At 63.4% G+C, this 20992-nt stretch carries 16 protein-coding genes; 9 read left to right on the top strand and 7 right to left on the bottom strand.

Features of this window, described 5'->3' with window-relative positions:
- Positions 1 to 5: 5 nt before the first annotated feature.
- The 7 genes from Q7F16_RS22955 to Q7F16_RS22925 form a co-directional block, all read right to left on the bottom strand.
- Positions 6 to 2723, bottom strand: a complete 2718-nt coding sequence (locus Q7F16_RS22955) for a nitrate reductase (RefSeq protein ID WP_409556934.1) — start codon at positions 2721 to 2723, stop codon at positions 6 to 8.
- Positions 2723 to 3040: a nitrite reductase small subunit NirD gene (nirD, locus tag Q7F16_RS22950; protein ID WP_018605256.1), complete on the bottom strand. Its 318-nt coding sequence runs from the start codon at positions 3038 to 3040 to the stop codon at positions 2723 to 2725. Before nirD ends, Q7F16_RS22955 begins: the two co-directional genes overlap by 1 nt.
- The gene (gene nirB / locus Q7F16_RS22945; RefSeq protein ID WP_018605254.1) at positions 3037 to 5490 is read right to left on the bottom strand and encodes a nitrite reductase large subunit NirB; all 2454 of its coding nucleotides are present in this window, start codon (positions 5488 to 5490) and stop codon (positions 3037 to 3039) included. The genes nirD and nirB overlap by 4 nt, the downstream gene beginning before the upstream one ends.
- 426 nt (positions 5491 to 5916) lie before the next feature.
- Entirely contained in the window at positions 5917 to 7587 is a 1671-nt protein-coding gene (locus tag Q7F16_RS22940; RefSeq protein WP_046063806.1) for a bifunctional protein-serine/threonine kinase/phosphatase, read from the bottom strand.
- Between the two features lie 9 nt (positions 7588 to 7596).
- Positions 7597 to 8808 carry a nitrate/nitrite transporter gene (locus tag Q7F16_RS22935; RefSeq protein ID WP_014337339.1) on the bottom strand — a complete coding sequence of 404 codons (1212 nt, stop codon included), beginning with the start codon at positions 8806 to 8808 and terminating at the stop codon, positions 7597 to 7599.
- 367 nt (positions 8809 to 9175) lie between these two features.
- Positions 9176 to 9751 (bottom strand): ANTAR domain-containing response regulator, encoded by a 576-nt coding sequence (locus tag Q7F16_RS22930; RefSeq protein WP_003199539.1) that lies wholly within the window; start codon positions 9749 to 9751, stop codon positions 9176 to 9178.
- A 14-nt stretch (positions 9752 to 9765) separates the two neighbouring features.
- Positions 9766 to 10977 carry a CmpA/NrtA family ABC transporter substrate-binding protein gene (locus Q7F16_RS22925; protein WP_409556933.1) on the bottom strand — a complete coding sequence of 404 codons (1212 nt, stop codon included), beginning with the start codon at positions 10975 to 10977 and terminating at the stop codon, positions 9766 to 9768.
- A gap of 180 nt (positions 10978 to 11157) precedes the next feature.
- Here Q7F16_RS22925 and Q7F16_RS22920 point away from each other — a divergent pair, with 180 nt between their 5' ends.
- The 9 genes from Q7F16_RS22920 (at position 11158) to Q7F16_RS22880 (ending at position 20986) form a co-directional block, all read left to right on the top strand.
- Complete coding sequence (locus Q7F16_RS22920; protein WP_046063808.1) at positions 11158 to 11895, top strand: helix-turn-helix domain-containing protein; 738 nt, start codon at positions 11158 to 11160, stop codon at positions 11893 to 11895.
- 58 nt (positions 11896 to 11953) lie between these two features.
- Positions 11954 to 13549 carry a type III secretion system outer membrane ring subunit SctC gene (gene sctC / locus Q7F16_RS22915; RefSeq protein ID WP_409556932.1) on the top strand — a complete coding sequence of 532 codons (1596 nt, stop codon included), beginning with the start codon at positions 11954 to 11956 and terminating at the stop codon, positions 13547 to 13549.
- Entirely contained in the window at positions 13546 to 14652 is a 1107-nt protein-coding gene (gene sctW / locus Q7F16_RS22910; protein WP_046063810.1) for a type III secretion system gatekeeper subunit SctW, read from the top strand. The genes sctC and sctW overlap by 4 nt, the downstream gene beginning before the upstream one ends.
- Before the next feature lie 23 nt (positions 14653 to 14675).
- Positions 14676 to 16727 (top strand): EscV/YscV/HrcV family type III secretion system export apparatus protein, encoded by a 2052-nt coding sequence (locus tag Q7F16_RS22905; protein ID WP_409556931.1) that lies wholly within the window; start codon positions 14676 to 14678, stop codon positions 16725 to 16727.
- Between the two features lie 65 nt (positions 16728 to 16792).
- Positions 16793 to 18079 carry a type III secretion system ATPase SctN gene (gene sctN / locus Q7F16_RS22900; RefSeq protein WP_409556930.1) on the top strand — a complete coding sequence of 429 codons (1287 nt, stop codon included), beginning with the start codon at positions 16793 to 16795 and terminating at the stop codon, positions 18077 to 18079.
- Positions 18063 to 18518: a type III secretion protein gene (locus Q7F16_RS22895; protein ID WP_409556929.1), complete on the top strand. Its 456-nt coding sequence runs from the start codon at positions 18063 to 18065 to the stop codon at positions 18516 to 18518. The genes sctN and Q7F16_RS22895 overlap by 17 nt, the downstream gene beginning before the upstream one ends.
- Complete coding sequence (locus Q7F16_RS22890; RefSeq protein WP_409556928.1) at positions 18515 to 19414, top strand: SpaN/EivJ family type III secretion system needle length determinant; 900 nt, start codon at positions 18515 to 18517, stop codon at positions 19412 to 19414. The genes Q7F16_RS22895 and Q7F16_RS22890 overlap by 4 nt, the downstream gene beginning before the upstream one ends.
- The gene (locus Q7F16_RS22885; RefSeq protein ID WP_409556927.1) at positions 19411 to 20334 is read left to right on the top strand and encodes a FliM/FliN family flagellar motor switch protein; all 924 of its coding nucleotides are present in this window, start codon (positions 19411 to 19413) and stop codon (positions 20332 to 20334) included. Before Q7F16_RS22890 ends, Q7F16_RS22885 begins: the two co-directional genes overlap by 4 nt.
- Positions 20327 to 20986 (top strand): EscR/YscR/HrcR family type III secretion system export apparatus protein, encoded by a 660-nt coding sequence (locus Q7F16_RS22880; RefSeq protein WP_409556926.1) that lies wholly within the window; start codon positions 20327 to 20329, stop codon positions 20984 to 20986. The genes Q7F16_RS22885 and Q7F16_RS22880 overlap by 8 nt, the downstream gene beginning before the upstream one ends.
- Positions 20987 to 20992 lie beyond the last annotated feature (6 nt).

Genomic DNA, 20992 nt, shown 5'->3' with positions numbered 1-20992 from the left:
TTTCCTCACGAGATAGCTGCCAGCGGTTGCGCAGTGGCAACCAGCAGGCGCTTGATTTCCGGTACGCAGGAGCCGCATTGCGTGCCACAGCCCAGTTCCTGTTTGAGCCCCTGCAAGTCCAGGCCGCGTTCGATGCCTGCGCAGATCGCACGCTGGCTGACGTTCATGCAGTTGCACAGCGTTTTACTGCCACCCGTTGCGGCGCCGACGTTGCCTGGCGGCGCGCTCAGAGGCGCCAGCAGCCAGCGCCGCAGTTGTTCATCGGCACGACCTTCCAGCCACAGGTTCTGCAGCCAGTGGCGGGCCAGGGTTTCGCCGGCCAGGCGAATGGCGGTGATGCGGCCGTTTTCGATGCGCACCCGTTTACCGATGGAGCGACGCGGATCGTCATAGGCCAGCACCGGCCCATCGATCAGGCCCAATTGTTCGTCGATGGCCTGGAGCAGTTGCGGTTCGGGAGCGATGGCGCTAGCAGCGCGAATCAGCAACGCGGGACGCTCACGGCCAGTCAGGCTCAGACTGACGTAGGAAAACGCCTCACACAGGGGCCGTAGAACCTCCAGATGCTGTTGAACATCGCCTTCGATCAAGGCGAAAAGCTGCCAAGGCAGGTCCACCGGTTCCAGGCGCACGCCGCTGTGCTTGAGTTCCGGTTGTTTCGACAAGGGGTCGAAGGCCGGTTGCGTCAGGGTATTCACGCCACCCTTGAGGAACCGGTCGCCCCAGTGCATGGGCAGGAAGGCCTGGCCGGGGCGCACACTGTCGTCGCTGTCCACGGCCACGATCACGCTGCCGCGACGGCTCTTGAGGCTGACCAGGTCGCCCGCTTGCAGGCGATGCCGGAGCAGTTCGTCGGGGTGCAGGCTGAGTACCGCTTCGTTCACATGACCAAACAACTGCGCGGCGGTACCGGTACGGCTCATGCCGTGCCACTGGTCACGCAAGCGGCCGGTGTTCAGGGTCAATGGGTAGCGGGCGTCACGCACTTCCTTGGCGGCGCGATAGGGGTCGGCCACAAAACGCGCCCGGCCGTTGTCGGTAGGAAAAATCCCGTCCACGTACAGGCGCGCCGTCCCGACCGTGGCGCCGTCCGGGAAGGGCCATTGCTGAGGGCCGAGTTGATCGATCAGGGCATGGCTGATGCCGGACAAGTCCAGGTCGCGGCCACGGGTCAGCTGTTTGTATTCATCGAACAGTTGGGCCGGGCTTTCAAAGGCGAACAGGCTCGGCAAGCTCGGGCGCAGGTGTTTTTCCAGGCGTTGTGCGAAATCTACCGTGATTGCCCAGTCCGGCCGTGCTTCACCCGGTGCGCCGATGGCTCGACGGACGTGGGAAATGCGCCGTTCGGAGTTGGTCACCGAACCTTCTTTCTCGCCCCAACTGGCCGCTGGTAGCAGCAGGTCGGCAAACGCGGCGGTTTCGGTGGTCCGGAAAGCTTCCTGCAAGACCACGAATGGGCAGGCTTGCAGGGCTTCACGTACCGCAGTCTGGTCCGGCATCGATTGCGCAGGGTTGGTGCAGGCGATCCACAAGGCCTTGATCTTGCCGCTGCGCACCTGTTCGAACAGCTCGATGGCGCTCAAGCCAGTGGTGGCGGGCAGTTGCTCGACGCCCCAGTAGTGGGCGACTTCGGCACGATGCTCCGGGTTGGCGGCTTCGCGATGGCCCGGCAGCAGGTTCGACAGGCTGCCGGTTTCCCGCCCGCCCATGGCATTGGGTTGGCCGGTCAGCGAGAAAGGCCCCGCCCCCGGCCGGCCGATTTGCCCCGTGGCCAGGTGGAGGTTGATCAGTGCGCTGTTTTTCGCGCTGCCGGCGGTGGACTGGTTCAGGCCCATGCACCACAAGGACAGGAAAGTCGGCGACGTGCCGACCCACTCGGCGCACTGCTGCAGTTGTTCGACACTGATGCCGCACAACTGCGCGACCATGGTCGGGGTGTGATCACGTACCAGGTTTTTCAGGTCCGCCAGCCCTTCGGTATGGGCCTTGATGAAGTCGCGGTCGACCCAGTCTTCCCACAGCAGCAGGTGCAAGATCCCATGGAACAAGGCGACGTCGGTGCCGGGCAGGATCGCCAGGTGCAGGTCCGCCAGATCGCAAGTGTCGGTGCGCCGGGGGTCGATGACGATGATTTTCATCTGCGGCCGGCGGGATTTAGCCTCTTCGAGACGGCGAAAGAGGATTGGATGGGCGTAGGCCATGTTACTGCCGACGATCATCACGCAATCGCTCAGTTCCAGGTCTTCGTAGCTGCAGGGCGGGGCGTCGGCGCCGAGGCTGCGCTTGTAACCCACCACGGCGGAGGACATGCACAACCGCGAATTGCTGTCGATGTTATTGGTGCCCACCAATGCCCGGGCGAGCTTGTTGAAGGCGTAGTAGTCCTCGGTCAGCAATTGGCCGGAGATGTAGAACGCCACGCTGTCGGGGCCGTGCTCGGCGATGGTCTCGGCGAAGACACTGGCGGCGTGATCCAGGGCGCTGTCCCAATCGGTGCGGGCGCGGGCCAGGCCTTTGCCCAGGCGCAACTCAGGATAGAGGGCGCGGGCGGCGAGGTCGCCGGTCAGGTGCAGTGTCGAGCCCTTGCTGCACAGTTTGCCAAAGTTGGCCGGATGGGCGGGATCGCCGCTGACGCCGAGGATGCGCTCGCCATCATGCTCGATCAAGACGCCGCAACCGACCCCGCAATAACAGCAGGTCGAGGCCGTGATCTGGCGGTTCATCAGCTTGCGTCCCGCAGGGCCAACTGCACCCGGCCATTTTCGACCCGGGCCGAATGATGATGGGCGCAACCTACGTCGGGGGCTTGGGCCTGACCGCTTTCCAGGTCGATCTGCCAGTTGTGCAGCGGGCAGGCCACGCGCTTGCCGTAGACCAACCCTTGGGACAATGGGCCACCCTTGTGTGGGCAACGGTCATCGAGGGCGAACACTTCATCGTCGCTGGTACGAAAAATCGCGATATCGCCTTTCGGGCCATTGATGATGCGCGAACCCAGGATATTGATCTCTTCCAGTGCGCAGATATCCAGCCAGTTCATGCCGGCACCTCCAGGTTTTTCACGGGGATGACCTCAAACTCTTTTTTCAACTGAGGCTGTTCCAGGCGTTGTTTCCAGGGGTCTTGCTCCAGCGACAGGGAAAACTTCAACCGCTCATGGAGCGCTTTGCGCCGTTCCGAGTCTTCCAGCACGGCTTTCTTGATGTGCTCCATGCCGACCCGCTGCATGTAGTGCACGGTGCGTTCGAGGTAGAAGGCTTCTTCGCGGTACAGCTGCAGGAAGGCGCCGTTGTATTCACGCACTTCTTCGGCAGTCTTGAGCTTGACGAAAAACTCGGCGACCTCGGTCTTGATCCCGCCGTTGCCGCCGATGTACATCTCCCAGCCGGAGTCGACGCCGATGATGCCGACGTCCTTGATCCCGGCTTCCGAGCAGTTGCGTGGGCAACCGGAGACGGCCAGTTTCACTTTGTGCGGCGACCACATGTTGAACAGGTCGTGCTCCAGCTCGATACCCAGTTGGGTGGAATTCTGCGTGCCGAAGCGGCAGAACTCGCTGCCCACGCAGGTCTTCACGGTGCGGATGGACTTGCCGTAGGCGTGGCCGGACGGCATGTCGAGGTCTTTCCACACACCGGGCAGGTCCTGTTTCTTGATGCCCAGCAAATCGATGCGCTGACCGCCGGTGACCTTGACCATGGGCACGTTGTACTTGTCGGCCACGTCGGCGATGCGCCGCAGTTCCGAAGGGTTGGTCACGCCACCCCACATCCGCGGGACCACGGAGTAGGTGCCGTCTTTCTGGATGTTGGCGTGGGCGCGTTCGTTGATCAGGCGCGACTGTGGGTCGTCCTGGGCTTCGCCAGGCCAGGTGGAAATCAGGTAGTAGTTCAACGCCGGGCGGCAGGTGGCGCAGCCGTTGGGGGTGCGCCAGTTCAGGTAGCTCATGGCCCCGGCGATGGTCAGCAGGTGCTGGTCGCGGATCGCCTGGCGGATCTGGCCGTGGTTGAGGTCGCTGCAACCGCAGATGGCTTTTTCGCTTTTCGGCTTGACGTCCGCCGCGCCGCCGACGGTGTTGATCAGGATCTGCTCCACCAGGCCGGCGCAGGAACCGCAGGAACTGGCGGCCTTGGTGTGTTTTTTCACGTCATCGACGCTGAACAGCCCGTGTTCCTGGATCGCCTTGACGATGGTGCCCTTGCATACGCCGTTGCAGCCGCAGACTTCGGCGGTGTCGGCCATGCTCATGGCTTTGTCCTGGCCCTGGTGGCCTACGTCGCCGAGGGCGTTTTCCCCGAACATGAGGTGGTCGCGAATTTCGCTGATGCCGTGGTTTTCACGGATCTGGCGGAAATACCAGCCACCGTCTGCGGTGTCGCCGTACAGGCAGGCGCCGACCAGCACGTCATCCTTGATCACCAGTTTTTTGTAGACGCCGCCGATGGGGTCGGAAAGGGTGATGGTTTCGGTGCCTTCGCCGCCCATGAAGTCGCCGGCGGAGAACAGGTCGATGCCGGTGACCTTCAACTTGGTCGAGGTGACCGAACCCTTGTAAGTGGCGAAGCCCAGTTGCGCGAGGTGGTTGGCGCAGACCTTGGCCTGTTCGAACAACGGCGCCACCAGGCCGTAGGCCGTGCCGCGGTGGCTGGCGCATTCACCGATTGCGTAGATACGCGGGTCGTAGGTTTGCATCGTGTCGTTGACCAGGATCCCGCGGTTGCACGGGATGCCGGATTTTTCCGCCAGTTCGGTGTTGGGACGGATGCCGGCGGCCATCACCACCAGGTCGGCGGGGATGATGTCGCCGTTCTTGAACTGGACCGAGCCGACCCGGCCATTGCCGGCGTCGTGCAAGGCCTGGGTCTGTTCGCAGAGGCGGAATTTCAGACCACGGTTTTCCAGGGCGGTCTGCAGCAGTTGGCCGCTGGTCTTGTCCAGTTGCCGTTCCAACAGCCATTCACCGATGTGGACGACGGTCACGTCCATGCCCCGCAGTTTCAAGCCGTTGGCCGCTTCCAGCCCGAGCAGGCCGCCGCCGATGACCACGGCGTGCTTGTGGGTCTTGGCGGTGTTGATCATCGCCTGGGTGTCGGCGATGTCGCGGTAGCCGATCACGCCTTCCAGGGTGTTGCCAGGAATCGGCAGGATGAAGGGCGTGGAGCCGGTGGCGATCAGCAGGCGGTCGTATTCGGCTTCGCTGCCGTCTTCGGCGATGACCCGGCGCTTGACCCGGTCGATCTCCACCACTTTGCGGTTGAGCAGCAGCTTGATGTTGTTGTCCAGGTACCAGCTCAGGTCGTTGAGCACGATCTCTTCGAACGTCTGCTCACCGGCCAGCACCGGCGAGAGCAGGATGCGGTTGTAGTTGGTGTGGGGCTCGGCGCCGAACACCGTGATGTCGTACAGCTCGTTGCTCAGCTTGAGCAGTTCCTCGAGGGTTCGAACCCCGGCCATGCCGTTGCCGATCATCACCAGTTTGAGTTTCTTCATCAGGGTTCTCCGCAAGCTCAGGTCCGCTTTATCACGGCGATCGGACTGGCTCGGTCATTTTTACGAAAACAAAAAAAGGCGTCCCGCTAGCAAGCTAGCGAGGACGCCTTTGTCCTGGTCCCGTTCTCTCGGGAAGCACCGCCTTCATCGTTGGAGGCGTTGCTTTATGTATGGTGAAAGAGGTTATGCAGTGGTTGTGCCAACTGGCTCGAAGGCGCGAATTTATTGAGCAACGGGCTGGTTGAGCGGATTGGGGAGGGATTTATTGCACCGAATCAAAGCGTGTTGCCCGGTAATGGAGCGTGGAAGGGCTGGCGAGAAAGCTTTTGTGGCGAGGGAGCTTGCTCCCGCTCAAGCGCGCAGCGGTTGCCTGTTTTTTGGGTCTGCTTCGCAGCCCAGCGGGAGCAAGCTCCCTCGCCACGGTTGTCATGAGTGAAACACCAGGAACAGCAACACAATATTCACCACCAACGACACCAGCGCCAACGTCCGCCAGACCTTCAGTGGTTCCCTTTCCAGCAGCGGCCTGGGCCTTACGCTCAAGCTGCGGCGCTCGCCCTGTTCCAGCAGCAACAACCATTCCTCGGCCGTCTCAAAACGCTGCTCCGGATCCGCCGCGACGGCACGTTCCAGGCTCTGCCCGAGCCATTCGGCCAAGTCCGGCCGATAGCGACTGGCACTGACCGGCACGCCAAAGCGCGGGCGTTGAAAGGCTTCGATTTCGCCGTAGGGATAGTGCCCGGTCAGCAGGAAATACAAGGTCACGCCGACGGCATACAAATCCTGCTGCGCCGTGGGCGCGGTGCCGCCGAAGGCTTCCGGGGCAATGTAGCTGGGGGTGCCGGGCAAGACGTTGGCCTGGTCCTCGGACAGGCCCGGGCAGTACGCCAGGCCGAAATCCAGCAAGCGCAACTCGCCGTCGTCGCCCAGGTGCAGGTTTTCCGGCTTGATGTCGCGGTGGTAGATCTGCCTTCGATGCAACAGGCCTACCGCCCGTACCAGCCGCTGCGCCAGGTCCTGCCATTGAGCCAGGGGCAGCGGACCGCCCTGGTTGAACAGCTCGGCCAGGGTCGCACCTGGATACTCACGCATCACGTAGTACAAATGCTGACGCTGGGGAGCGCCATGGACCTCGGGAAACTGCCGCCCGGCGACGCGCTTGAGAAACCACTCCTCCGAGAGCAATGCCTGCCCAGCCCGGCTATCGTCCCGTAGCTGCACGGGTAAGGTTTTCAGCAGCCAGGGTTGGCCCTGGCCGTCGCGTACCCGGTAGAGCAACGATTGCTGACTCTGGCCGAGCAGGCTTTCGATCTGCCAGCCCTCGAACACCTGGCCCGGTTTCAGCGCAGGCGGCAGGGGCCATTGCTGCAACTGGATCAGGGCATCGCCAATGCTGGCTTCGCCCACGGCATCGACCCGCACCAACAAGGCGCTGGCGTTGTCCTGGCTACCGGCCAGGTGCGCGGCGTTGACCAGCGTCTGGGCCGCAAGGTCCAGGTCCGGTTGGTCGCGCAGGATGCCGGCGATGGCCGTGTCCCCCAGGACTGCCCAGACGCCATCGCTGAGCAATACGAAGGTTTCGTCGGTGCGCAGTTCCCCGTCGAGGAAGTCGAGGATCAGGTGTTGGTCCAGCCCCAGGGCCCGCTTGAGCACATGTTGCATGCCTTGCTGTTCCCAGACGTGATCTTCACTGACCCGTTGCAGATGATCGGCGTGCCAGCGGTAGACCCGGCAATCACCGACATGCGCGAGGGTGAAGCGCCGGCCCCGCAGGACCAGGGCGCTGACGGTGGTGAGCAGCGGTTGCCCGCCACCGTTGGCTTGCAGCCAGCGATTCTGGGCCAGCAACAGCCGGTCCAGCGCCTGGGCCACGCCCCAGGTTTGCGGCGTGGAATAGTAGTCCAGGGCCAACGCCTGCAAGGTCGAGCGGGCGGCCAATCCGCCATCGGCGCATTGGCTCACGCCGTCGGCGATGGCGAACAGGTAACCCTTGCTAGCGGCCAGGGCCGGGGCGGGGGTGACCAGGCGCAGGGCGTCCTGGTTTTCCTCCCGTGGGCCGATGGCGCTGGCTTCGGCGAAACTCAATTGCAGGCTCATGGTTGCAGGTTATACCCGAGCAGCGGTGACAGCTGCCGAACCCCAAGTGGTTCTCCAGCGACGCTTGACGCCGTACAGGCCGAACCAGGCCAGGACACCGAGGCTGGCAAACAACCACAGGGCCAGTTGATAGCTGCCGGTGCTCTGCTTGATTGCACCCATGCCCGCCGCCAGGGCGAAGCCGCCGATACCGCCGGCCATGCCGATCAGCCCGGTCATCACGCCGATTTCGCGACGGAAGCGTTGTGGCACCAGTTGGAACACCGCGCCGTTGCCTGCACCCAAACCGAGCATGGTGCAGACGAACAGGGCCAGGGCTGCGTAGGAGCTCGGCAGGTTGAAGCCCACTGCGGCGATGCAGACGGCCGCTACGGTGTACATGCCCAGCAAGGTGCGGATGCCGCCGAAACGGTCCGCCAGCGCGCCGCCCAATGGACGCATCAGGCTGCCACCGAAGACGCAGGCGGCGGTGTAGTAGCCGGCCGTGACGGGGCTCAGGCCATACTGGTCGTTGAAGTAGCCGGGCAGGGCGCTGGCCAGGCCGATGAAGCCGCCGAAGGTCACGCTGTAGAAGAACATGAACCACCAGCTGTCACGGTCGCCCAGGGCCTTGAGGTAGTCGGCCATGGATTTGGCTTTCGGCCGCTCGGGGGCGTTCTTGGCCAACCAGGCGAAGAGCACCAGGGTCAGCACCAGCGGGATCAGCGCGAAGCCGAACACGTTGCTCCAACCGAAGGCCACCGCCATCACCGGTGCGATCAACGCCGCGAGCACGGTGCCCGAGTTACCGGCGCCGGCAATGCCCATGGCCTTGCCTTGATGCTGTGGCGGATACCACTGGGAGGCCAGCGGCAGGGCTACGGCGAACGAAGCGCCGGCCACGCCCAGGAACAGGCCGAGCAGCAGGGCTTGTTCGTAGCTGTGGATGCCCAGTTTCCAGGCGCAGAACAGCGCTCCGATCACGATCACCTGGCCCACCATGCCTGCGGTTTTTGGTGAGATCCGGTCGGCCAGCAGGCCCATGAACAAACGCAGCACGGCGCCAGCCAGGATCGGCGTCGCGACCATCAGGCCGCGTTGCTGGGTGGTCAGGTGCAGGTCGGCAGAGATCTGTACCGCCAGTGGACCGAGCAGGTACCAGACCATGAAGCTCAGGTCGAAGTAGAGGAAGGCCGCGAACAGTGTCGGGGTATGGCCGGATTTCCAGAAGCTTGAATTCATCGCGCACCTCAGCTGTAAAAGTCTCGAGAAATGAGTCAGTGCTTTGAGCAGTGCGCCGTCTGTGGTCGCACCACCGGTCCCGAAGGACCAAAACAAAAAAACGCCGCAACCCGGATCGCCAGAGAGGCAAGAAGGGTGTGCGACGTCTTTGTCGTAGGTGGGGCAACCGCCGTTGGTTACCTGTGGGTTTGCTTAAGCGAGATCTGTGCCAGGTCTGTCATGATCGTTCCTACGCTCTGCGTGGGAATGCATCCCGTGACGCTCTGCGTCACCTTGTGAAGCGGAACGCGGAGCGTCCCTGGCGGCATTCCCACGCAGAGCGTGGGAACGATCATTAGTAGGGGGCAAGGCAGGCGCTACAAGGCTTTCAGCCCAGCAGCTCATTCATGGCAATGATCTGTTCCGCCACCTGGATCAGCTTCTGCTGGCGGCTCATGGCCTGGCGGCGCATCAGGGTGTAGGCCTGTTCCTCGTTGCACTCCTTCATCTTCATCAGCATGCCCTTGGCCAGTTCGATGCGCTTGCGCTCAGCCAATTGCTGGTCCCGGGCCAGGAGTTGGGCGCGCAGGGCCTGGTCGCTTTCGAAGCGGGCCATGGCCACGTCGAGGATCGGTTGCAGGCGCGCGGCGTGGATGCCTTCGACGATGTAGGCGCTGACGCCCGACTTGATCGCCTGGCGCATCACATTGGGGTCGTGCTCGTCGGTAAACATGACGATCGGTCGTGGCTGGTCGCGACTGACCAGCACCACTTGCTCCATCACATCGCGCCCGGGTGACTCGGTATCGATCAGGATCACGTCCGGACGCACCGTTTCGACGCGCGCTGGCAGGTCGATGGTCAGGCCGGATTCGTCGATGACTTCGAACCCGGCTTCGATCAGGGCGGCCTTGAGGCGACCGACTTTTTTCGCGGTGTCGTTGATCAGCAGGATACGCAGCATGGTCGTGGCTCCTGTCAGCGGCTGGCGAGAAGGGGAGCCGCATCGCTCAAGGCGTGCAGTTTGAAGCTGCGGGCGTACCCGGCCGGGTCCGAGCCGTCCCAGGTGGTGCCGTCGATCAGTAGGCTGCTGCGCATGTCCTGGCGCGGGGACGCGATGTCCAGTGCCGCGCAGGCTTCGCGGTAGAGCTTGAGTTGCTGGACGCCCTGGGCCACGGCCAGGTAATCCGGGTCTTCGCGCAGCAGGCCCCAGCGGCGGAACTGGGTCATGAACCACATGCCGTCGGACAGGTACGGCAGGTTCACCTCGCCGTTGCCATGAAAGCGCATGGCGTGGGGATCCTGCCAACTGTTGCCCAAGCCGTCGGCATAGATGCCCAGCAGGCGCGGCTCGATGCAGTCCAGCGGAGCGTCGAGGTATTCGGGCGCACTTAACAGTTGCGCGGTGCTGCGACGGTTTTCGCTGCTTTGTTCGATGAAGCGGCTGGCTTCGAGGATCGCCATCACCAGGGCCCGGGCGGTATTGGGGTATTGCTCGACGAACGCGCGGGTGCAGCCCAGGACTTTTTCCGGGTGATCGGGCCAGATGGTCTGGGTCGTCGCCAGGGTAAAACCGAGGTTCTGCTTCACCGCGCTGGCGCACCAGGGCTCGCCGACGCAAAACCCGTCGATACGCCCGGCTTGCAGGTGCGCGATCATTTGCGGCGGAGGTACGACCACGCTGTCGACATCCGACAACGGGTGGATGCCCTGGGCGGCGAGCCAGTAATAGAGCCACATGGCGTGGGTGCCGGTGGGGAAAGTCTGGGCGAAGGTCAGTTTCGGGCGAGTTTGGTGCACGTGCCGTTCCAGTGCCTCAGGACTGGTCACGCCCTGGGCTTGCAGGCCATGGGACAGGTTGATGCTTTGGCCATTCTGGTTCAGCCCCATCAGCACGGCCATGTCGCTCGCCGCGACCCCGCCGATGTCCAGGTGCACCGCGTAGATCAGGCCATACAGGCTGTGGGCTGCATCGATTTCACCGCTGACCAGCTTGTCGCGCAGGTTGGCCCAGGACGCCTGGCGCTTGAGGTTCAGGGTCAGGCCGTAGGGCTGGGCGAAGCCCTGGGTAGCGGCCACGACGACCGGGGCGCAGTCGCTCAAGGCCATGAACCCGAGGTTGACCGCGCTCTTTTCCGGGGCATCGCTGCCGTTGACCCAGGCCAGGGGGTTGGCTGGAACTTCATTCATCGCGCTTCACCTTCCACTTAATCAGTTTGGCACTCATTTGGCCTTTGGCACCGGCGCCGATGAGCAGTAATGGTGCAAGGCATATGCCAGCCGAGCCCTCATCACCTTCCCATCAAGATTCCAGGCGTCGTGTCTTTCATCCTGTCGGTCCTTCCAACGCCACTTAGCAAAGGAGACGGCATGCAGGACACATCCATTCGCGCCACAGCATTGCCTGATCTGGGCGAACGCGTGCTGCACCTGCGCGTGGCCCGGGCCCCGGTTCAACTGAGCGCCGGGCGGTTGGGCCGCAGCCACTGCCTGCCCGTCGGTTGGGAGGGGTTGGTGGTACAGAGCGATTCGCTGCGCTTCTGTGGCGGCGAGTTGCATGTCACGCCGGTTTGCGAAGCGACGCTGGTCAAGCTGCAGGCGTTCCTGGACATGAGCGATGCCCTGGTGGATGCCGGGCAAAGACTGGACGCCGGGCCATGGGCCCTGTTGCCGGTGGCGGGGGAAACCGTCCGCTCGCCGCAACGGTTCGAACGCTGGTACATCGGCCAGGCGATGAGCGGAACGCCGGCCTATCACGCGGTCGCCCACCTGCTGCGTCATCACGAGAGCTACGGGCTCGTGCGTTTCCTTCTGGAGCAAGGCACCCGCAGCGAAAAACTGAACACGCTGGCGCAACGCTACGGCGTATCGGTTTCGCATTTTCGCAGGCTTTGTCGCCAAGCCCTGGGCTCTGCGGCCAAGCCGGCCTTGCGTGGTTGGCGCACGGCCCAGGCGCTGTTGAACATGAGCCTTCAGGACGGCTCGTTGACTGATGTCGCGCTGGAGTTCGGCTTTGCTTCGTCGTCACATTTTTCCAAGGAGATCCGCGAACTGGTGGGTTTCGCGCCCAGCAGCCTGGCGGATATCACCTACCTTCCGGGCAAATGAGCCGATGAGCCGCCAACCGTTATCCCCATCCCTTTTATCCGTCTGCCTTAGCGCTGTGATGCTGCTCGCATCCGGTGCCGCAAGGGCCGATGTCTATACCTTCGAAGCCCGCGAACAGAGCGCGCGGACTTTTTTCAGCGAGCTGTCCGGGTCCTTGGGCAAGCCGGTCATCGTCAGCAAGGCCGCGGCGGCCAAGCGCATTGGCGGTACGTTCGACCTGCGCATGCCGCAACGGACCTTCGAGCGAGTCAGCGCACAGATGGGGTTGATCTGGTACAGCGATGGCCAGGCGATCTATCTGTATGACGCCTCGGAAATCAAGAGCGCGATGATGTCGCTGCAGACCCTGACCGTCGCCAAGCTCCAGGCGTTCCTGGGGCGTTCGGGCTTGCACGATGCGCGTTATCCGCTGCGTCACGACGGTTTGCGGACCTTCCATGTGTCGGGTCCGCCGATGTATGTCGACCTGGTGGTGCAAGCGGCCGGGCTGATGGACAACCAGCGTTCGGAGCTGTTGCTGGGCAAGCAGCAGATTGGCGTCATCCATGTGCGCAATACCTTCGTCAGCGACCGCCGCTATGAACTGCGCGACGACAAGGTGACCATCCCCGGGCTGGCCACCGTGATCGAAGCGCTGTTGCGCGGCGAGAAGCAACAGGTCGAGCCATCGCTGGCCCAACCCGCCACCCAGCGGCCACGAGGCGCGATGCCGGTGTTTCCCCTCGAAGGCCTGGCGAACAGCTCTTCGGACCAGGATCCGACGGCACCGCGAATCATTGCGCGCGAGGTGGCCGCCGGCAACATTCGGGTGGTGGCCTACCCGGACACCAACAGCCTGTTGGTCAAGGGGCTGCCCGAGCAGGTGCGCTTTATCGAGAATCTGGTCAATGCCCTGGACACGCCGAAACGCCATGTCGAGTTGTCGTTGTGGATCATCGATCTGCACAAGGACGAACTCAATCAGTTGGGTATCAACTGGCAAGGCGCGGTGAAGTCAGGCGGGCAATTCAGCGCCTCGCTCAACGCCGGTTCGGCCACCACCCTCGACGGCGCCTCGTTCGTGACCCAGGTCATGGCGCTGGAGCGCACCCACCGGGCGAACGTGGTCTCGCGACCGGTGATCCTGACGCAAGAAAACGTGCCGGCGATCTTCGACAACAACCGCACGTTCTACGCCCCGCTGGTGGGGGAGCGCAGTGTCGATCTGCAGCACATCACCTACGGCACGCTGGTCAGCGTACTGCCGCGCTTCGCCCAGGCGGACGAGATCGAGATGTCGCTCAATATCGAAGACGGCAACGAAGTCGAGAACCCCGGCCGGGGTGAGCAACAGAGTGCGTTGCCGACGGTCGGACGCACGCGCATCAGTACCGTGGCGCGGGTGCCCCAGGGCAAGAGCCTGCTGGTGGGCGGCTTCACCCGTGACGATCATGGCGAGCAGGTTGGACGCGTGCCAGTGTTGGGATCGATTCCGTGGATCGGCCGCTTGTTCAGCTATCGCCAGAACCGCTCGGCCAACACGGTGCGGGTGTTCCTGATCCAGCCCAAGGAAATCCGCGACGCTCTTGAACCCGTGGAGACGGGCATGCCGTTGCTCAGTCCTGAGCAGCACGAACGTGTGCGTCGAATGTACTTCCGGATGTCAGAGCGATGATCCTGCCCCCGGTTTCCCTGGGTGGCCGGGCCGCCCAGGCGCGGCTGAACGCCGAGAAGGCCGCCGAACATCCACAACCGCAAGTCGACGCCGAGGCGGGGCTGGACGACAGCGCAACGGCGGCGGTGGCGCAGCGCATCGTGCAGATCAGCGACGAGCTGTCGGCGGCGCTGACGCAGTTCCGTGGTCGGCGCTTGTTCGAACTCAAGTCCGAGACGCTGACCGACACCTTCGAACGCGTGCTTGAGGATGACACCGTGCCCAAGGCACGACAGGTGCTGAGCCTGGCGCGGCTGGCGGACAAGCCCGTGGCCTGGTTGCTGCAGATGGCGCGTAGCTTGTTCCCCGATGACAGCGACCTGGCGCTGGTGCTGCGGGCGTTGTTGCGCCGTCGGAATCTGGAAACCCGCACCCGCCAGCGGCTCGAAACGCTCTTGCAGACGGTGGTTGCCCAAGGCTCGCCCAAGCGCATGAACGCCGGGATCAACGCGGCGCTCAAGGCCAGGATGTTCGGCAGGAGCATGGCGGTGCGGGCCGGCCTGCTGCGCGAGACCTACCGGGATTTTCTCGAGTCCGACGAAGGCCCGCTCAGTTGCTACCAGGACTGGATTGCCCTGTACGGCCCGGCACAGCGCACGAATGTGTTGGCCTTCATTGAAGCCGCATTGCTTACCGACATCAGCGCCCAGGACCCCAGTTGCTCGCGCATCGAGTTCGGCCAACTGTTGACCCGGGTCACCGACCTCAAGCGCCTGCGCTCGGCCGATGCGTTGTTTATCGGCGCCGTGCTCGGCGATGCACTGCTCTGCCGGCACAACCCCCATGAGGCCGACTGGCTGGTGTTCCTGCTCGGCGTGTTGACCTACCCCGATGACCTCGACCAGCTGTTGCTCGGGGCGTTGGGGGAGGGGGTGCTGCTCAGTGCCCACCGGGAGCGCTCGACGGTGTTGCAGGCCGTGCGTCGCCTCAGCCTGCAATTGCCGCCGCCGCTGTTTGCCGATGAAGAGGCGCCGCAACGCCTGGCCATTCAATTCACGCGCCTGGCCGACGTGGCCTATGCCCACGAATGCATCGAACAGCACCAGTCCGGCGGTCGCCCATGATCTTGTCCCGGAGCCAGGCCTGAATGCTCAATGTGTTCTTGCGCAATGTCGGCGCGCGCCCGGAGCTGCTGATCCTCACCTTGATGGTGATGATCATCGCCATGCTGATCATCCCCTTGCCGACAGTGCTGGTGGACTTTCTCATCGGCCTGAACATCGTCATCTCGCTGTTGGTGTTCATGGGCTCGTTCTACATCGAACGCATCCTCAGCTATTCGACGTTCCCGGCACTGCTGCTGTTGACGACCTTGTTCCGGCTGGCGCTGTCGATCAGCACCAGCCGGCTGATTCTCAGCCAGGCCGATGCCGGCGAGATCATCGCGTCGTTCGGCGACTTCGTGATCGGCGAAAGCCTGGTGGTGGGTTTCGTGATTTTTTCCATCGTCACCATTGTCCAGTTCATCGTGATTACCAAAGGCTCGGAACGGGTCGCCGAAGTGGCGGCGCGCTTTTCCCTGGACGGCATGCCCGGCAAGCAGATGAGCATCGACGGCGACCTCAAGGCCGGTGCCATCGATGCGGCCCAGGCGCGGGAAAAACGCAGCGTGCTGGAGCGTGAAAGCCAGTTGTACGGCTCTTTTGATGGGGCGATGAAATTCATCAAGGGCGATGCCATCGCCGGCATCATCATTATCTTCGTCAACTTCATCGGCGGCATGGCCATCGGTATCGGGCAATTGGGCATGGACCTGTCCACGGCCTTGTCCACCTACACGCTGTTGACCATCGGCGATGGCCTGGTCGCCCAGATCCCCGCGTTGCTGATCGCCATCGGCGCCGGCTTCATCGTCACCCGAGTCAACGGTGATGACAGCAACCTGGGGCGCAACATGCTCACCCAGATGCTGGGCAATCCGTTCGTGCTCGGTGTCACCGCGTTGCTGGCGGTGGGCGTGGGCCTGTTGCCCGGTTTTCCGCTGCTGACCTTTCTCTCGATTGCCAGTGTGCTGGGGCTGGTGGTGTTTGTGCGCCATCGCAAGTCCTTGCGCCAGGCCAGCCCGGGCGAAAGCCGCAACGAACCTGCCGAGCCAGGCGCGGGGCAGGGTGAGTCGGGGTTGCTCGATGACGTCGACAACATTGCCACCGAAACCATCGCCCTGATGCTGCTGGTGCCCACGGTGCGCTTGCAAGCGCTGGAGAAGGAGCGTTGGGCAGCGCGCTTTCGCAGCCAGTTCTTCGTCGATTACGGGCTGCGCATTCCCGAACCGCGGCTACGGGCCAGCGAGGCGTTGCCGGCCCATCAAGTGGCGGTGCTGATCAATGAAGTGCGCGCCGAGCAGTTCGATATTCATTTCGATCACTGGCGCCTGCTGGACTATTCGCCGGAGCTGGAGCCGTTGGGCTTTGCCCTGGTGCGTGGCAACGACAGCAATCGCCTCGGTGGTGTCTGGGTCACCGCCGCCGACCGCGAGCGCGTGCAGCAGTTGGGCTATCACCTGCGACCTGCCGACGAAGAATGCTATCGCTGCCTGGTCACGCTGCTGGCGCGCAACATCCAGGAGTTTTTCGGCGTGCAGGAAACCAAGCAGTTGCTCGATGAAATGGAAGCGCGCTACCCCGACCTGCTCAAGGAAGTCTATCGCCATGTCACGGTGCAGAAGATCGCCGAAGTGCTGCAGCGCTTGATCGGCGAGCGCATCTCCGTGCGCAACATGAAGCTGATCCTCGAGTCCCTCGCCCATTGGGCCTCCCGGGAAAAGGATGTGCTGGCGCTGGTCGAGCATGTTCGTGGCGCCATGGCCCGCTACATCAGCAACAAGTTTGCCCAGGGCAACGACCTGCGGGTGCTGCTGTTGTCGGCGGAGTTCGAAGACGTGGTGCGCCGGGGCATCCGGCAAACCTCGGGCGGCAGTTTCCTCAACCTGGAACCGGCCGAGTCGGAAGAGCTGATGGACCGCCTCAGCGTCGGCCTGGACAGCGTGCACATCGCCCACAAGGACATGGTGCTGCTGTGTTCGGTCGATGTGCGGCGCTACATCAAAAAATTGGTCGAGGGACGTTTCCGGGAGCTGGACGTGATGTCGTTCGGCGAAGTCTCCGAGACCGTCTCGGTCAATGTCATCAAGACGCTTTGAGGAGATCTGCCCATGCTCGACACCTTGGTACTGGCCACCGAAACGCTGCTGCGAAGCCTACGTCGATGAGCCTGCGTCTGGAAAGACTGGCGGCCCACCCCCTGCGTTTGAGCGGCCCATTGATCGAAGCCGCACTGAGCGAGGTGGTGGTGGGCGAAATCTGTGAGGTGCGCCGGCATTGGCGTTCGCCCCACGTCGCCGCCAGGGCGCAGGTCATCGGCTTCAAGCCTGGCGCGGTGCTGCTCAGTTTGCTGGGCGAGGCGAAAGGCTTGTCCCGGGAGTCGATGATCGTGCCCACCGGCTCGACCCTGCAACTGACCTGCAGTGATGCCTTGCTCGGCAGTGTGGTTGATCCCCAAGGCGTTATCGTCGAACGCCTGGCGCCGTCGACGGCGGTCGCCCAACGGGACTGTCCGGTGGATGCCGACCCGCCGTCGTATCAGCAACGGCGGCCGGTGGTGGAGCCGTTGCGCACCGGCATTCGCGTCATCGACGGTTTGCTGACCTGCGGTGTCGGCCAGCGCATCGGCATTTTTGCCGCCGCCGGCTCCGGTAAAACCACCCTGATCAACATGCTGATCGAGCACACGGACGCGGAGGTTTTTGTCATTGGCCTGATTGGCGAGCGCGGGCGCGAAGTGACCGAGTTCATCGAGCATTTGCGCCAATCGCCCATGTGCAACCGTTGCGTGGTGGTGTACGCCACGTCGGACTTTTCCTCGGTGGATCGCTGCAACTCGGCGCTGCAAGCCACCACCATTGCTGAGTATTTTCGCGACCAGGGCCGGCGCGTGGTGCTGTTGCTGGACTCGTTGACGCGCTACGCCCGCGCTCGCCGCGACCTGGCCTTGGCGGCCGGTGAAGCACCGGCGCGGCGTGGTTATCCAGCCTCGGTGTTCGATGCCTTGCCGCGCCTGCTCGAACGTCCGGGCGTGACCGCGTCGGGCAGCATCACCGCCTGGTACACGGTGCTGTTGGAAAGTGACGACGAGCCGGACCCGATTGCCGAGGAGATTCGCTCCATTCTCGACGGCCACGTCTACCTCAGCCGGGCCCTGGCCGCCAAGGGGCACTACCCGGCCATCGATGTCTTGCGCAGCGTCAGCCGGGTGGCGACGCAAGTCACCTCGCCACAGCTTCGGCAACTGGCGGCCGCGACTCGCGACACTCTGGCACGCCTTGAACAATTGCAGGTGTTTCTCGACATGGGCGAGTACAGCCCGGGCGTGGACGCGGCCAATGACCACGCGCTGCAACGTCGCGAAGCCCTCAGCCAGTGGCTGCGCCAGCCGACGGATCAATGCGTTGAACCGGATGAAACCTTGCGGAGCCTGCATGAACTCATTGCTTGATCGACGGCGCCTGCTGGCCTTCAGTCAGTTTCGTCGGCAACGCGGCGAGCAGGCGCTGTTGCGTGTCCAGCGTCAGTTGCAGCCGCTGTTGCAGGAACAGTCCGGTTTCGAGGAACAGGAGGCTGCGCTGCAACGTTTGTTGAGCAGCCATCGGGCCAATGACTGTGTGCTGGATCACGGGCAGTTGGTGGCGCTGTTGCGAACCCAGGCGGTCATCCGCCGGCGCATTGATCTGCTGCGAGTCGAACGTGACCGCGTGGATCAGCAGCGCCGGCAGGTCGAGCAACAGCTGCAGGTGCAGCGCGAACAACTGCGCGGGCTGCAACGCAAACACGACAAGTATGAGCGCTCTGTTCAGCAGCTGTTGCGTGGACAACGGTTGGAGGCGGTGCGCCGCGAAGAACGAGAGCTGGAAGAGTTGATTGGAGTTCGGCGATGAAAGAGGTCTGTGTGCCGCCAACCCGTCCGATTCACGCTCTGGAGCCGGTCGACGAAGGCCCGCTGGATGAGCTGCAAGATCTGCTCGTCCCGGTGCCGGAGGATGAGCTGCCGCAAGGCGTGCTGGACCTTGTGGTTGCGCTGGTTGGGCAACAGCGGCCCCTGATGGAAACCGCCCGTGTGCTGGCCTGGCAGGCGATGAGCGTGGGGGAGGAAACGCAGGCGCTCGATCGTGATGAGGCGCAGCCGATTGCCCGGGAAACGCGGGCGGTTGAAGCCGATGGCAGGCGATTGGCGGCCCGGGAAACGATGGCTTTTCCTCAGGCAGGACCGCTGTTCAGCGAGCCCACACAGCGTCCGTTACCGCAACGTCCGTCACCGCAACGCCTGGAGCCTGTTGTTGCTGTCATCGATAAAGCCACAGCGCCGAGGGATGGGGTGTCGATCGAGCCGCTGCCACTGGACCCTGTCATTGTTCCCCATGCACGGTCGGCCCCCCGTATCGACGAACAGTTGTCCTCAGCGCCGTTGAGCTTTCAGGGCACGCGTCATGGGGCACCGATTGCACCGGCGGCCCTGCCTGCACCAGCGCTGTCGCCAGCACTTGAGTGCATGGTCGAGGCCTTGCCGGACACGGGCCGGGGCTTGCTGCAAATACCGTTCAGTCGAGGGGCCGCCAGTGGACAGATCACGATCAGCCGGCTGCCTGAAGAGCCCACTCGGAACCTGACGCTCAGCCCAAGCAATGCCCTGGTGTTCGAGCAACTCAAGGCACCTTTCGAGCTGGCCCGGGAGCCCGCCTGGCGCTTGACTGACAGTGGCGGTGAGCAGCCGCGCCAGGGTTCGCAGCAGGCGCCGGATGAGGAGCAGGACGAACAGGGCGAGCGTCCGGCATGAGCGCGTTGCAGCTACGCCGGGTCGACCCTCTGGCGCATGCCCAGGCCCAGGCGATTCAACGCTGGCGGCGTGCCGGGCGCGATGCGGGGTTGGGTCGGGTGCCAGAGCGCTCCGGCTATTTGCGGTTTTGCGCCCAGGGTGACGGCGGCGACTGGCAAGGGCTGATCGCGGCCCATGACTGGCTGCATTGCGCGCTTCCACAGTTGCGGTCTTTGCTGACGAGCGAAACGTCGTGGACGAATGTCCTCGGATTGTTTCGCGCCGCGCCGCGCCCCTTGTTGCTGGAAGTGGATGAGCTGCACTACCGGGCGCTGTCCGACATCGAAGGCGTCGCCCCAGAGCGATTGCCGACCCACGACCTGCCATGGCTCGACACCCCTCGGGGACGGGTGTGGTTGCTGCAATTGCCGCCGGTATCCGTTGCCGGCGAACGCTGGGGCGTCGGCTCATGGCTGGATGCATTGCCATTGCGCCTGGAACTGCTCCTCGGCTTCAGCCACTTGAGTCTTGCCAGTCGACTGCGCCTGGATGAGGGCGATGTCCTGCGCATCGTCCAGCGAACTCAGTGGTGCTGTCTGGCCGACCGTTGTCTTGGCACTTTTACCTTTACCCAAGAGGGGCTACACATGCAACCGACCGTGACCGATGCCGATCCAGAGCAGCCGCCGGAGTCCGGCGCGGCCATCGACCTGGGCGCGCTGCCGGTGCGCCTGGAATTCCTGCTCGCCACCCACCAAACCGACCTGGCAACCCTGTCGCGCATCATCGAGGGGCAACTGATCCCGTTGGCCGAAGATGCCGCGCGGCACATCGAGGTGCGCGCCAACGGCAAGCCGGTGGCCCGGGGGGAACTGGTGCAGTTGGACGGCCAGTTGGGGGTCGAAGTGTTCAAGGTCTATCGAGCCAGCCTCGATGAATGACGTCTCGCTGATTGCGCTGCTGGCGTTCGCTTCGCTGCTGCCGTTCCTGGTGGCGGCGGGCACCTGCTACATCAAGTTCTCCATCGTCTTCGTCATCGTGCGCAACGCATTGGGCCTGCAGCAGGTGCCATCGAACATGGCGCTCAATGCGATTGCCCTGATGCTGGCGATTTTCGTCATGACGCCGGTCATGAAGCAGGGCCATGACTACTACAAGCGCGAGGCGGTGACCTTTACCGACATCGAGTCGGTGGTGGACTTCGCCGAGAACGGCCTGGGCAGCTACAAGGAGTACCTGCGCAAGTACACCGATCCGGAGCTGGCGCAGTTTTTCGAGCGGGCCCAGGCGTTCCAGGATGAAACCGACGCGGGCTTGCCTGCCGATGAAGAGGTTGAGGCCTCGCTGTTTTCGCTGTTGCCGGCCTATGCGCTGAGTGAAATCAAAAGTGCCTTCAAGATCGGCTTCTATCTGTACCTGCCCTTTGTGATCATCGACCTGGTGATCTCCAGCATCCTGCTGGCGCTGGGCATGATGATGATGAGCCCGGTGATCATTTCCGTGCCGATCAAACTGGTGTTGTTTGTCGCACTGGACGGCTGGGCGTTGCTGTCGACCGGGCTGGCCAAGCAATACCTGACCTTGCTGGCCTAGGTGCGC

The sequence above is a fragment of the Pseudomonas sp. Lb2C2 genome (genome assembly GCF_052112205.1).
Lineage (GTDB): Bacteria > Pseudomonadota > Gammaproteobacteria > Pseudomonadales > Pseudomonadaceae > Aquipseudomonas > Aquipseudomonas kilonensis.
This window is presented reverse-complemented; position numbering and strand designations above follow the sequence as displayed.